At 70.6% G+C, this 13607-nt stretch carries 9 protein-coding genes and 3 tRNA genes; 8 read left to right on the plus strand and 4 right to left on the minus strand.

Features of this window, described 5'->3' with window-relative positions; all coding sequences use genetic code 11:
* The first annotated feature begins 109 nt into the window (after positions 1-109).
* From OG746_RS28750 to OG746_RS28770, 5 genes are all read left to right on the plus strand, one after another.
* Positions 110-970 carry a sirohydrochlorin chelatase gene (locus OG746_RS28750; RefSeq protein ID WP_266725490.1) on the plus strand — a complete coding sequence of 287 codons (861 nt, stop codon included), beginning with the start codon at positions 110-112 and terminating at the stop codon, positions 968-970.
* Positions 971-1016: 46 nt separating this feature from the next.
* On the plus strand, positions 1017-2348 hold the full coding sequence (locus tag OG746_RS28755) for a deoxyguanosinetriphosphate triphosphohydrolase (RefSeq protein ID WP_266719913.1): 1332 nt from the start codon (positions 1017-1019) through the stop codon (positions 2346-2348).
* Between the two features lie 78 nt (positions 2349-2426).
* Entirely contained in the window at positions 2427-3692 is a 1266-nt protein-coding gene (locus OG746_RS28760; RefSeq protein ID WP_266719915.1) for an NAD(P)/FAD-dependent oxidoreductase, read from the plus strand.
* A 132-nt stretch (positions 3693-3824) separates the two neighbouring features.
* A complete protein-coding gene (gene dnaG / locus OG746_RS28765; protein WP_266719917.1) occupies positions 3825-5732 on the plus strand; it encodes a DNA primase in 1908 nt (635 codons plus the stop codon).
* A 153-nt stretch (positions 5733-5885) separates the two neighbouring features.
* On the plus strand, positions 5886-7172 hold the full coding sequence (locus tag OG746_RS28770; protein ID WP_266719919.1) for an RNA polymerase sigma factor: 1287 nt from the start codon (positions 5886-5888) through the stop codon (positions 7170-7172).
* A gap of 124 nt (positions 7173-7296) precedes the next feature.
* Here the strand turns inward: OG746_RS28770 and OG746_RS28775 are convergent, their stop codons facing one another.
* The 4 genes from OG746_RS28775 to OG746_RS28790 all read right to left on the minus strand — a co-directional run bounded on the left by OG746_RS28775 (position 7297) and on the right by OG746_RS28790 (position 12942).
* Positions 7297-9222, minus strand: a complete 1926-nt coding sequence (locus tag OG746_RS28775; protein ID WP_266719921.1) for an ABC transporter ATP-binding protein — start codon at positions 9220-9222, stop codon at positions 7297-7299.
* Positions 9222-10961: an ABC transporter ATP-binding protein gene (locus tag OG746_RS28780; protein ID WP_266719923.1), complete on the minus strand. Its 1740-nt coding sequence runs from the start codon at positions 10959-10961 to the stop codon at positions 9222-9224. Before OG746_RS28780 ends, OG746_RS28775 begins: the two co-directional genes overlap by 1 nt.
* Positions 10962-11132: 171 nt before the next feature.
* On the minus strand, positions 11133-12563 hold the full coding sequence (locus tag OG746_RS28785; protein WP_266719925.1) for a xylulokinase: 1431 nt from the start codon (positions 12561-12563) through the stop codon (positions 11133-11135).
* A 67-nt stretch (positions 12564-12630) separates the two neighbouring features.
* Positions 12631-12942: a YtxH domain-containing protein gene (locus OG746_RS28790; RefSeq protein ID WP_266719927.1), complete on the minus strand. Its 312-nt coding sequence runs from the start codon at positions 12940-12942 to the stop codon at positions 12631-12633.
* Positions 12943-13122: 180 nt separating this feature from the next.
* Here OG746_RS28790 and OG746_RS28795 point away from each other — a divergent pair.
* From OG746_RS28795 to OG746_RS28805, 3 genes are all read left to right on the plus strand, one after another.
* Positions 13123-13195: transfer RNA gene (locus OG746_RS28795), tRNA-Asn, on the plus strand.
* A 5-nt stretch (positions 13196-13200) separates the two neighbouring features.
* Positions 13201-13273: transfer RNA gene (locus tag OG746_RS28800), tRNA-Asn, on the plus strand.
* Between the two features lie 177 nt (positions 13274-13450).
* Positions 13451-13524 (plus strand) — tRNA-Ile (locus tag OG746_RS28805).
* The last annotated feature ends 83 nt before the right edge of the window (positions 13525-13607 follow it).

The raw sequence follows: 13607 nt of genomic DNA on the forward strand, positions 1-13607 counted from the left end.
CGCGCGGCCCGCCCCGTGAACGACCGGCAACCACCCGTCACCGCCCGGCAACAGCCCGGCAACCGGGGACCGGCACGATCTGTTCATGACGGACGAGTCGTACGGCCCCATGGACCACGGCACGACCTACCTCGATCACACAGTCGGCACGGCGGGACTCCTCACCATGATCAGCGACCAGCTCGGCAGCAGACTCAGCCACGTGTCCCCGCTGCGCGGGCACCGGCAGCCGCCCGCCCTCGTGCTCGTGGCGCACGGCAGCCGCGACCCACGGGCCCTGGCCACCGTCTCCGAGCTCGTCGAGCGGATACGCGAGCGACGCCCCGGCCTCACGGTCCGCCTCGGCCACATCGAGCTCAACGAGCCGCTGCTGAGCGACACCCTCGCCGACCTGCCCGCGGGCCGGGCCGTCCTCGTGCCGCTACTCCTCTCCCGCGGCCACCACGTCAAGCACGATCTGCCGCGGGCCGCCGACGCCGCCGGGCACCTGCGCACCCGCGTCGCGGACCCGCTCGGCCCGCACCCGCTGCTCGTCGACGCCCTCCACGACCGGCTCGTCGAGGCCGGCTGGCCCGAGCGGTCCACCGACCGCGATCGCCGCCGCGCCGGAGTCGTCCTCGCCGCCGCCGGATCCCGCGATCCGCACGCCGCCGCCGACGTCCGCCGCACGGCCGCGCTCCTCGCCGACCGCCTCGGCGTCCCCGTCGTCCCCGGCTACGCCTCCGCCACCGCCCCCGACGTCGCCACGGCCGCCCGCTCCCTCGCCGCCCGCGGCCGCGACCGGATCGCCGTCGCCTCGTACTTCACCGCCCCCGGCCGCTTCGCCACGGAGACCGCCGCGGCCGCGCCCGGCATCGCCGCGGCCCCGCTCGGCACCCACCCGGCCCTGGCCCGCCTCGTCCTGCACCGCTACGACCGGGCACCGGCCACGACGGCGTACGCCACGGTGGCGCAGACCGCGTCCGTCTGAGCCGCCGCAGACCCCGGTTGTCGGTGGCTGCCCTTACTGTCAGGACATGGAAGGCAGCGACACATACGACGAGGTGGCGGTCGAGCGCTGGGCCCCCGAGCCCGACAAGCGCCCGGGGCGCACGGCGTTCCAGCGCGACCGGGCCAGGGTGCTGCACTCGTCGGCGCTGCGCCGCCTCGCGGGCAAGACCCAGGTCGTCACGCCGGGCACCCTTGGCCACCACTGGGACGCGAGCCCGCGCACGCGGCTCACGCACTCCCTCGAATGCGCCCAGGTGGGGCGGGAGTTGGGCGCCGCGCTCGGCTGCGACCCCGACCTCGTCGAGACGGCCTGCCTCTCGCACGACCTGGGCCACCCGCCCTTCGGGCACAACGGCGAGCAGGCGCTCAACGAGGTGGCGGAGGACTGCGGCGGCTTCGAGGGGAACGCGCAGTCGCTGCGTCTGCTGACCCGCATCGAGCCCAAGCGCTTCGCGCGCAGCGACAGTTCCGGCCGGCTGACCAGCGTAGGACTCAACCTGACGCGGGCCGCGCTTGACGCCGCGACGAAGTACCCGTGGCCGCGCGGCGAGCACCCCAGTGACCCCGAGTCGCTGAAATTCGGGGTCTACGAGGACGACCGCCCGGTCTTCGACTGGATCAGGAAGACGTCTCCCGGCCGCCGCACCTGCTTCGAGGCGCAGGTCATGGACTGGTCGGACGACGTGGCGTACTCCGTGCACGACCTCGAAGACGGCCTGCACGCGGGGCACTTGGATCCGAACGTGCTGCACGCCGAGCCCGAGCGCGCCGACATCTTCGCCGTCGCCATCGGACGCTACGTTCCCGAGGGCACGGATCCCGCCGAGCTCTCCGCGGCCCTCGACCGCCTCCTCGACCAGGAGTGGTGGCCGCACGGCTACGACGGCACTGCGGTCGCCCAGGCCGGGCTCAAGGACGCGACCAGCCAGCTGATCGGGCGTTTCTGCCTCGCCGCCGAGGGCGCGACACGCGCGAGATACGGCACGGGCCGTTTGACACGGTACGTGGCCGAGCTGGTGGTCCCGCGCGCCGCCCGGTACGAGTGCGCGGTGCTCAAGGCGGTCGCCGACCGGTATGTGATGCAGCGCCCCCAGCAGGAGCGGCTCCGGGCCGACCAGCGCATCGTGGTCGCCGAGTTGGCGCAGGCGCTGGTCGCCCGCGCGCCCGACGGCCTCGACCCGCAGTTCCGCGCCCTCTTCGACGCGGCGCCCGACGACCGCGCGAAGAAGCGGGTGATCGTCGATCAGATCGCCTCCCTGACCGACGCCTCGGCCCGTTCCCTTCACGCGCGGCTTACCGTCGCCGGGCATCATCGAGAGGAAGACGCGACCACTGGGCGTGACGAAAAGATGCCCTGATCGGGCCACGCCCCCTTCCCGCATTACGCTGCGTGCGGGACGCTCGCATATGACGGCATGGCAATGAGGAGGCATCAAGTGGTCGACGCGGACCAGACGTTCGTCATCGTCGGGGGAGGGCTCGCCGGAGCCAAGACCGCCGAGACACTTCGTTCGGAGGGGTTCACCGGGCGGGTGATCCTCATCGGTGACGAACGGGACCACCCGTACGAACGACCGCCCTTGTCGAAGGGCTACCTCCAGGGCAAGGAGGAGCGCGACAGCGTCTTCGTCCACGAACCGGCCTGGTACGCGAGCAACGACATCGAGCTGCACCTCGGCCAGACGGTCACCACGATCGACCGCGCGGAGAAGACCGTGCGGCTCGGCGAGGGCACCGTCGTCCGCTACGACAAGCTGCTGCTCGCCACCGGCGCGGAGCCGCGCCGCCTCGACATCCCCGGCACCCACCTCGCGGGCGTCCACCACCTGCGCCGCCTCGCCCACGCCGAGCGTCTCAAGGGCGTGCTGGCCTCGCTCGGCAGGGACAACGGACACCTGGTGATCGCCGGCGCCGGCTGGATCGGCCTGGAGGTCGCGGCGGCCGCCCGTGAGTACGGTGCGGAGGTCACCATCGTCGAGCCGGAGGCCACGCCGCTGCACTCCGTGCTCGGCCCCGAGGTCGGCCAGATCTTCGCCGAGCTGCACGGCGACCACGGCGTCCGCTTCCACTTCGGCGCCAGGCTCACCGAGATCACCGGCCAGGACGGCATGGTCCTCGCCGCCCTCACCGACGACGGCGAGGAGCACCCGGCGCACGATGTGCTGGCCGCGATCGGCGCCGCCCCGCGCACCGGGCTCGCCGAGGCCGCGGGCCTCGAGCTCGCCGACCGGGCGCACGGCGGCGGCATCGCCGTGGACGCGACGCTGCGCACCTCCGACCCCGACATCTACGCGGCGGGCGACGTGGCGGCGGTCCGGCACCCGCTCTTCGACGACCGGCTGCGCGTCGAGCACTGGGCGAACGCGCTGAACGGCGGGCCGGCCGCGGCCCGCGCCATGCTCGGCAAGGACGTCAGCTACGACCGCGTGCCGTACTTCTTCTCCGACCAGTACGACCTGGGCCTGGAGTACTCGGGCTGGGCGCCCCCGGGCTCGTACGACCAGGTGGTGCTGCGCGGGGACGCGGGCAAGCGCGAGTTCATCGCGTTCTGGCTGAAGGACGGCCAGGTCCTCGCGGGGATGAACGTGAATGTGTGGGACGTCACGGAGCAGATCCAGCGGCTGATCAGGTCCGGGGCCAGGCCCGGGGTCGAGCGCCTTTCGGACCCGTCGGTTCCGCTCGGTGATCTTCTGGACCAGTGAGTTGATCTTCTGGAGCGGTGACAGAAGTGTCAGTGGCGGCCCGTGCTGTGTCTTCTGGGGGCAACCCCCAGACCCCCGGCCGAAAAGACCAGGGGGTACGGGAGTGTCAGTGGGCACCCGTAGAATTGCCGCGTGGCAGGCAGGATCAATGACGAGGACGTGAAGGCGGTTCGGGACGCGGTCCCGATCGACGCCGTGGTGTCCGAGTACCTGCAGCTGCGCAACGCGGGCGGCGGAAACCTCAAGGGTCTGTGCCCGTTCCACGACGAGAAGTCCCCGTCCTTCCAGGTCAGCCCCAGTAAGGGCCTGTTCCACTGCTTCGGCTGCCAGGAGGGCGGCGACACCATCACATTCGTGATGAAGGTCGACCACCTCTCCTTCTCCGAGGTGGTGGAGCGCCTCGCCGGTCAGGCGGGCATCACGCTGCGCTACGAGGAGGGCGGGTACAACCCCACCCACCAGCGCGGCGAGCGCATCCGCCTCGTCGAGGCGCACAAGGTCGCCGCGCAGTTCTACGTCGACCAGCTGGAGTCGCCGGAAGCCGAGATCGGCCGCAAGTTCCTCGCCGAGCGCGGCTTCGACCAGGCCGCGGCCCAGCACTTCGGCGTCGGCTACAGCCCGGCGGGCTGGGACCACCTCACCCGCTTCCTGCGCGGCAAGGGCTTCAGCGACAAGGAGATCCTGCTCTCCGGGCTCTCCCAGGAGGGCCGCCGCGGCCCCATCGACCGGTTCCGCGGCCGCCTGATGTGGCCGATCCGCGACATCGGCGGCGAGGTCGTCGGCTTCGGCGCCCGCCGCCTGCGCGAGGACGACAACGGGCCGAAGTACCTGAACACGCCCGAGACGCCGATCTACCGCAAGTCCCAGGTCCTGTACGGCATCGACCTCGCGAAGAAGGACATCGCCAAGTCCTCCCGCGCGGTCGTCGTCGAGGGGTACACGGACGTGATGGCCTGCCACCTGGCCGGCGTCACCACCGCCATCGCCACCTGTGGCACGGCGTTCGGCGGCGACCACATCAAGATCCTCCGCCGGCTCCTGATGGACAACGGCTCGGCGCGCGTGATCTTCACCTTCGACGGCGACGCGGCGGGCCAGAAGGCCGCCCTGCGCGCCTTCGAGGACGACCAGAAGTTCGCCGCCGAGACGTACATCGCGATCGCGCCGGACAACATGGACCCGTGCGACCTGCGCCTCGCCAAGGGCGACGACGCGGTCGCCGAACTGGCCGAACCCCGCACGCCGCTCTTCGAGTTCGCGCTCCGCCAGATCGTCGCCCGGTACGACCTGGAGACCCCGGCGGGCCGCGCCGCCGCGCTCGACGAGGCGGCGCCCGTCGTCGCCCGCATCAAGAACAGTGCCTCGCAGCACGAGGTCGCGGTCCAGCTCGCCGGGATGCTCGGCATCCTCGACACCCAGTTCGTGGTCAAGCGGGTGGGGCAGCTCGCCCGTTGGGCCCGCGAGCGCGGTGGCCGCGGGCCCGCGCCCGCCTCCGGACGCGGCGGTCCGGGGGCCGACCCCGCTGCCGCCACGGCCCGTCCCTTCGGCGGACCGGCGCTCACCCTGCGCAACCCGGTCTTCACGACCGAACGCGAACTGCTCAAACTCGCCTTGCAGTACCCGCAGTTGGTGTCCCCGGCCTTCGACGCGTACGGGGTCGACGAGTTCACGGCCGACCCGTACGCCGCCGTCCGCCAGGCCGTCATGGACGCGGGCGGCGCCGAGCAGGGCGTCCACGACCCGCAGGAGTACCTGATCGCGGTGCGCGAGGCGGCGCCCGACGACGCGGTGCGGGCGATGGTGACCGAGCTCGCCGTCGAGGCCATCCGCCGCAAGACCGTGGACGAGGCGTACGCGGGGGAGCAGCTGGTGACCGTGCGCAAGCGCGCCGTCGACCGCCGTATCCGGGACGTCCAGGGCACGCTCACCCGCCTCGGCGCGGGCGGCGACCCGCACCAACTGGCCACGGTGCAGAGCGAGTTGTGGGTGCTCCAGCAGTACGGCCAGGCGCTGCGCGAGCGGGGCGCGGAAGCCCTGTAGGTGCCCGCACTCCGATGCGCCGTTTGTGGCTGTTCGGATCCGGGAAAGGCGGGTAACCGTCCAGCACGGTAACCACGCGGTCACGCACCGGACTCAAAAAGTCAACGCACGCCCCTCGTGGCGGCACTGTGTCGTACTCCACACTGGGTTGCGGTGCCTGAGTCCTCGGAGCGCGGCCGGAGCCCGGACAACGGGTCCGACACCCCCGCGGTTCCGCTCATCGCGTACGGGACGGACAGCGGCGAGGCCGTCGTTCCCGCCCCCCTGCCGCACGCCTCAGATGCGATCACTTTGGAGGTCGCCCCCGTGCAGACCCAGACCCTCACCCAGAGCGACAGCACAGCGCAGGCCCTCGCCGAACCCGAAGCCGCGCCCAAGGGTGCCGTGCCGCAGGGCGACGTGCTGGCTTCTGTGCCCTCGCAGAGCCGCGTCGAGCACCATCCCGAGGCCGAGCCGGAAGAACCGGCCGGCCCCCAGGGGTCCGTGGACCCGCCCGAACCGGTGCGCGGCGCCCGCACCGAAAGCGCCAGTCCGTCCTCCGACCTGTTCCGGCAGTATCTGCGCGAGATCGGCCGGATCCCGCTGCTCACCGCGGCCGAGGAAGTGGATCTCGCGCGGCGCGTCGAGGCGGGCCTGTTCGCCGAGGAGAAGCTCGCCCACGCCCCCGACCTCGACTCCCAACTCGCCCTGGACCTCGACAAATTGGTGGTCATGGGCCGGATGGCCAAGCGCCGCCTCATCGAGGCGAACCTGCGCCTGGTCGTCTCCGTCGCCAAGCGGTACGTGGGCCGCGGCCTGACCATGCTCGACCTGGTCCAGGAGGGCAATCTCGGCCTGATCCGCGCGGTCGAGAAGTTCGACTACGCCCGCGGCTACAAGTTCTCGACGTACGCGACCTGGTGGATCCGCCAGGCGATGAGTCGCGCCCTCGCCGACCAGGCGCGCACCATCCGGGTCCCGGTCCACGTCGTCGAGTTGATCAACCGGGTCGTCCGCGTGCAGCGCCGCATGCTGCAGGAGCGCGGTTACGAGCCGACCCCTCAGGAAGTCGCCGTCCACCTCGACCTGACGCACGAGCGGGTCAGCGAAGTGCTGCGCCTCGCCCAGGAGCCGGTGTCCCTCCACGCCCCCGTCGGCGAGGAGGACGATGTGGCGCTCGGCGACCTCATCGAGGACGGCGACGCCACGAGCCCCGTGGAATCGGCGGCGTTCCTCCTGCTGCGCGAACACCTGGAGGCCGTGCTCTCCACGCTCGGCGAGCGCGAACGCAAGGTCGTCCAGCTCCGCTACGGCCTCGCCGACGGCCGCCCCCGCACGCTGGAGGAGATCGGCCGCATCTTCGGCGTCACACGCGAGCGCATCCGCCAGATCGAATCAAAAACCCTGAACAAACTCCGCGACCACGCGTTCGCGGACCAACTGCGGGGCTACCTGGACTAGTTCCACAGCAAGCCCCGTCGGCGGTTCGGCCAATCAAGCCCCGCCGGCGATTGAGGCGCGGGGCCCGGGGCAGAGCCCCGCGACCGCAACCCCGACGGGGCAAGAGATCAGGCGGACCCGGGCGTCAGTCGACCTCGGCGACCGCCTGCGCGAACTGCGCCTCGTACAACCGCTGATACGCCCCATCCGCAGCGACCAGCGCCTCGTGCGAGCCCTGCTCCACGATCGCCCCGTTCTCCATCACGAGAATCGTGTCCGCATCCCGAATCGTCGACAACCGGTGCGCGATCACGAACGACGTCCGGCCGGAGGCCAACCGCGCCATCGCCTTCTGGATCAGCACCTCGGTCCGGGTGTCGACGGAGGAGGTCGCCTCGTCGAGCACGAGGATCACCGGGTCGGACAGGAACGCCCGCGCGATGGTGATCAGCTGCTTCTCACCCGCGCTGACGCCGGTGCCCTCGTCGTCGAGCACGGTGTCGTACCCGTCGGGCAGCGTCCGGATGAACCGGTCGGCGTGCGCGGCCTTCGCCGCCTCCTCGACCTCCTCGCGGGTGACGTCCTTCGGGGCCCCGTACGCGATGTTCTCCGCGATGGTCCCGCCGAACAGCCAGGTGTCCTGGAGCACCATGCCGATCCCGGCGCGCAGCTCCTCCCGCGACATCTTCGCGATGTCGACGCCGTCGAGCGTGATGCGCCCGCCCGTGACCTCGTAGAACCGCAGCAGCAGATTGACGAGGGTCGTCTTGCCCGCGCCCGTCGGCCCGACGATCGCCACCGTGTGACCGGGGTCGGCCGTCAGCGACAGGTCCTCGATGAGCGGCGTGTCCTTCTCGTAGCGGAAGGCCACGTGCTCGAACTCGACGTGCCCGCGCAGGTTGTCCGGCTTCTCGCCGGGCACTGGCTCCGCCGACTGCTCCTCCGCGTCGAGCAGTTCGAAGACGCGCTCGGCCGTAGCGACACCCGACTGCACCAGGTTCGCCATCGACGCGACCTGCGTCAGCGGCATCGAGAACTGGCGCGAGTACTGGATGAAGGCCTGCACATCACCGATGGAGAGCGACCCACTGGCCACCCTCAATCCGCCGACGACAGCGACCAGCACATAGTTCAGGTTCGAGATGAAGAACATCAGCGGCTGCATGATGCCGCTGTTGAACTGCGCCTTGAACGACGCCTCGTACAGCGCGTCGTTCTGTTCGGCGAACAGCTCCGCCGACTCGTCCTGCCGCCCGAACACCTTCACCAGGTTGTGGCCGGTGTACATCTCCTCGATGTGCGCGTTGAGCGCGCCGGTCGCCCGCCACTGCTGCACGAACTGCGGCTGCGACCGCTTGCCGACCTTCGCCGCGACGAACACCGACAGCGGCACCGTGACCAGCGCGACCAGCGCGAGCAGCCAGGAGATCCAGAACATCATCGCGAGCACGCCGATGACGGTCAGCAGCGAGTTGAGCATCTGCCCCATCGTCTGCTGGAGCGTCTGCCCGAGGTTGTCCATGTCGTTGGTCGCCCGGCTCAGTACCTCGCCGCGCTTCTGCTGGTCGTAGTACGACAGCGGCAGTCGCGACAGCTTGCCCTGCAACTCGGCACGGAGCTGCCCCACGGCCAGGTTGATCGTCCGGTTGGCGAGCCGGGTGCCGATCATCATCGTCAGCCCCGCGACGGCGAACACGGCGAGGCCGAGCAGCAGCACCTCACCGATCGCGCCGAAGTCGACGCCCTGTCCCGGCGTGAAGTCGACGCCGCCGAGCATGTCGGCCATGCCGCCGTCACCCTTGGCGCGCAGGCCCTCGAGGACCTGCTCCTTGGTCTGCCCGGCCGGCATCTGCCCGCCGATGATCCCGCCGAACAGCAGATCGGTGGCGTGGCCGAGGATCTTCGGCCCGACCACCGACAGGCCGACGCTGATCACGACGGAGACGAGCACCCCGATCACCGCCGTGCGGTGTGCGGCGAGCCGCTTCAGGAGCCGCTTGCCGGACCCCTTGAAGTCCATCGAACGCGAACCGGGCGCACCGGCCGCCATCCGCCCCATGGGCCCACTCATCAGGCGGCCTCCGCTTCCGTCAGCTGGGAGAGAACGATCTCCCGGTACGTCTCGTTGTCGGCCATCAGCTCGTGATGGCGTCCGGTGCCGACGACGCGGCCCTCGTCGAGCACGATGATCGTGTCGGCGTCGCGGATCGTCGAGACCCGCTGGGCCACGATCACCACGGTCGCCTCGGCGGTCTCCTCGCCGAGCGCCCGGCGCAGCGCCGCGTCGGTCGCGTAGTCGAGCGCGGAGAACGAGTCGTCGAAGAGGTAGATCTCCGGCCGCTGCACCAGCGTGCGCGCGATGGCGAGGCGCTGGCGCTGACCGCCGGAGACGTTGGTGCCGCCCTGGGTAATGGGCGCGTCGAGCCCGCTCTCCAGCTTGCCGACGAACCCCTTGGCCTGCGCCACTTCCAGCGCGTGCCACAGCTCGTCGTCGGTGGCGTCCGGATTGCCGTAGCGCAGGTTCGTGGCGACGGTGCCGGAGAACAGGTACGGCTTCTGCGGCACGAGCCCGACCGTCTTCGCCATCAGTGCCGGGTCGATCCCGCGGACGTCCTCGCCGTCCACGTAGACCGTGCCGGCCGTGGTGTCGTACAGCCGCGGCACGAGGCCGAGGAGCGTCGACTTGCCGCTGCCGGTCGACCCGATGATGGCCGTGGTCTCGCCGGGGCGGGCCGTGATGTCGATGCCGCGCAGGATGGGTTCCTCGGCGCCCGGGTAGCCGAAGTCGGCGCCCCGCAGCTCCAGATGGCCGTGGCGGCGCAGTTCACGCACCGACGCGTCGGGCCGTGGCGGCACCACACTCGAATCGGTGCCGAGCACTTCCTGGATGCGCTCGGCGCACACCTCGGCGCGCGGCATCATCATGAACATGAACGTGGCCATCATCACGCTCATCACGATCTGCATCAGATACGCGAGGAACGCGGTCAGGTCACCGATCTGCATGCCGCCGCTGTCGATGCGGTGCGCGCCGAACCAGACCACGGCGATGGACGCGACGTTCACGATCGTCATCACGAAGGGGAACATCAGTGCCATGATCCGGCCGGTGGCGACCGACACATCGGTCAGATCCCGGTTCGCGGCTCCGAACCGGTCCTTCTCGAAGTCGTCGCGGACGAAGGCGCGGATGACGCGGTTGCCGGTGATCTGCTCGCGCAGCACCCGGTTCACCGTGTCCAGCTTGACCTGCATGGACCGGAACAGCGGCCGCATCTTGCGGATGATCAGCGACAGGACGATCGCCATGACGGGCAGCACGGCGAGCAGCACGCCCGACAGCGGCACGTCCAGGCCGAGCGCCATGACGACGCCGCCGACACACATGATCGGCGCCGAGGCCACCAGCGTGAACGTCATCAGGGCCAGCATCTGGACCTGCTGCACGTCGTTCGTGGTGCGGGTGATCAGCGAAGGAGCGCCGAACTGGCCGACCTCGCGGGCCGAGAAGGACTGCACGCGGTCGAAGATCCCCGCCCGCAGGTCCCGGCCGACGGCCGCGGCGGTCCGGGCGCCGAAGTAGACGGCGCCGGTGTTGCAGACGACCTGGACGACGGTGACGCCCAGCATCAGGGCGCCGAACTCCAGGATGTAGCCGGTGTCGCCGTTCACGACACCGTTGTCAATGATGTCGGCGTTCAGGGTGGGCAGATACAGCGAGGCGCAGGTCTGCAGGAACTGCAGCAGCACCAGCAGCCCGATGGGTTTCTTGTACGGACGGAGATAGGTCCGCAGAAGTTTTATGAGCACGCTCGGTCTCTCGTGGTCGGCGGTCGGGGTGGGAGCGGTGAGCGGGGAGGGGGATCGCCGCGCGCCGTCTGTCACTACGGCGACGCATGGAGCCCTATCGTCCGACACTCCACCCGCGTTACCTCAACCGATTTATCCAAGAGTGCTCAAAGTCCGGCCGCCGCACCGGTGTCAGGCGAACGCGCCGGGGTGGATCTGGTCCCGTACGGCCCGGTACTGCTGCCGCACCGCCTGGCCCACCGGCAGCTCGTCGCCCGCCTCGAAGACCTGCGCGGCCGCGCCCTGCCACTGCGGCAACTGCCCGTTCAGCGCCCACGCGGCCTGTCGCGCCGCGCCGATCGCCGCGTAGTCCGCGGGCTGCGGCACCACGACCTGCGCCCCGAACACGGCCGGCGCCACGCTCTGCACCGCGTGCAGCTCGGCGGCGGCGCCCAGCAGGAACACCCGCCGTATCTCCACGCCACGCCCGCGCAGCACATCCATCGCGTCGGCGAGCCCGCACAGCATGCCCTCGAAGGAGGCCCGCGCCAGATGCTCGGGCTTCATGGACTCTCTTCGCAGCCCGCTCAGCGTCCCCGCGGTGTGCGGCAGATTCGGCGTCTTCTCGCCCTCCAGATAGGGCAGGAGTACGAGTCCGTGGGCGCCCGGCGTCGACTTCATGGCCAGCTCGGACAGCTCCTCCAGGCCTCCGTCGAGCCCCAGCATCTCGACCGTGCCCCGCAGCGCCCGTACGGCGTTCGACGTATGCACGACGGGAAGATGCATTCCGGTCGCGTCGGCGAGCGAGGTGATGGAGCCGCTGGAGTCCACGAGCGCCTCGTGGTGCACGGCCATCACGGAGCCCGATGCCCCGAGCGAGACCACGGCGTCCCCGGACTGCACGCCGAGCCCGAACGCGGCAGCCATCGTCTCCCCGGTCCCGGCCGAGATGACCAGGCCCTCCGGGGTCCGCCCGGCCGCCTCACCGGGGCCGATCACCTCCGGCAGCGCCACCTGGTGCCCGAGCGCAAGCTCCACCAGATCGGGCCGCCACGCGGCGGTCGCCGCCGACCAGTAGCCGGTGCTGGAGGCCCCGCCGCGGTCGGTGGTCCGGCGCGCAGGCCGACCGAGCAGCTGCCACACCAGCCAGTCGTGCGCCTGCATCAGGGCGGCCACCTGCTCCGCGTTCTCCGGCTCGCTGCGCGCAAGCCAGCGCAGCTTGGTCACCGGCAGCGCCGCCTGCGGCACGGTCCCGACGGCCTCGGCCCACGCCTCGCGCGAGCCGAGCCGGTCGATCAGGTCCGCGGCCGCGACCTGCGCCCGCTTGTCCCCGCCGACCAGGGCCGGGCGCACGGTGTTGCCCTGCGCGTCCAGCGGCACCACGGTGTTCTGCTGCGCGGAGACCCCGATGGCCTGCACGCTTTCCAGCAGCCCGCCGCCGGCGGCCTCGCCGAGTGAGAGCAGCCACGCCTGGGGATCCACGTCGGACGGACGTCCGCCGCCTTCCGGTGCCTCCAGCGGGTGCGGGGCGTACCCCTGCCGCAGCACGGCCCCGGTGTCGGCGTCACAAACGACTATGCGCGTAAATTCGGGCGAACTGTCCAGCCCGGCGACTATCCCCATGACTGAAATTCTGCCGTACCGCCGGAGGAATCTGTGCCGTCGGGCTCGCGCCGTGGGGTCCGGGGCGTCAGGTGTTGCTGGTGCCCCAGTCGTCGGTCGCCCCGCCGTCGGCGCTGCCGCCGCGCTCGCGCAGCGTGCGCACCCGGTCGGCGACCGAGTCCGGAACCTTGCTCTCGACCTTCTCGCTCACCGAGTGGAAGGCCTTGCCCGCGACGTTCCGCGTCTGCTGCGCCGCCGTCTCCGCCGTATTGCGCACGGTCGGGTTCTGGGCGATCTCGCGCGCGGACTTCTTCAGCTTCTCGTAGCGCTCGCGACCTGCCCTCGTGCCCAGCACGTAGCCCAGGGCCAGACCTGCGATGAATGTGAGCCGATAGCGCATGGTCGGCCACCCTTTCCGTAGTGAGGCGTCGTGGTCAGTGCGGTCATCGTGGAGCTTGTTGATCACCTGAGGGATACCGATTGGCGGAGCACCCCCCACCTTGCGCTAATGTATGTGTCGCAGCGAGCGCACGCCGCCTGGTGAGTACCCAGGTGGGTTCGTTCGAAGCAACGAGGTCATTCCCCTGTAGCTCAATTGGCAGAGCAGTCGGCTGTTAACCGGCAGGTTACTGGTTCGAGTCCAGTCGGGGGAGCTCGATCTCCTGTAGCTCAATTGGCAGAGCAGCCGGCTGTTAACCGGCAGGTTACTGGTTCGAGTCCAGTCGGGAGAGCTGTGAACAAGTCCCTCCGGAGTCCACTCCGGAGGGCTTTTTCTTGCCTGGTGGAACCGTCCGCGCGCGCGGGGAGTCCTCATGGTCGTGCAGAGCCGGACCATCCGAGGCAGGAGATCGTATGAGCGGCTATGCTGCGGCAGACGGCGCGCACACTTGTACGCGCCACGCTGAGACGGGGCGGTAGCTCAGCCGGTTAGAGCAGCGGACTCATAATCCGTCGGCCGTGGGTTCGAGTCCCACCCGCCCCACCGCAAGTACGCGGCGCAGAAACGATGCGACCAGCTCGTACGTAACCTGATGGCCCGTCACGGAAACCGTGACGGGCCATCTG

The sequence above is a fragment of the Streptomyces sp. NBC_01016 genome (genome assembly GCF_026341035.1).
In the GTDB taxonomy this organism is placed as follows: Bacteria; Actinomycetota; Actinomycetes; order Streptomycetales; family Streptomycetaceae; genus Streptomyces.

What these genes read in the sequence shown, in the direction of transcription:
- OG746_RS28790 (WP_266719927.1), bottom strand. Translation starts at nt 12,942, where the DNA reads ATGCGCTATCGGCTCACATTCATCGCAGGTCTGGCCCTGGGCTACGTG.
- OG746_RS28785 (WP_266719925.1), bottom strand. Translation starts at nt 12,563, where the DNA reads ATGGGGATAGTCGCCGGGCTGGACAGTTCGCCCGAATTTACGCGCATA.
- OG746_RS28755 (WP_266719913.1), top strand. Translation starts at nt 1,017, where the DNA reads ATGGAAGGCAGCGACACATACGACGAGGTGGCGGTCGAGCGCTGGGCC.
- OG746_RS28750 (WP_266725490.1), top strand. Translation starts at nt 110, where the DNA reads ATGGACCACGGCACGACCTACCTCGATCACACAGTCGGCACGGCGGGA.
- OG746_RS28775 (WP_266719921.1), bottom strand. Translation starts at nt 9,222, where the DNA reads ATGAGTGGGCCCATGGGGCGGATGGCGGCCGGTGCGCCCGGTTCGCGT.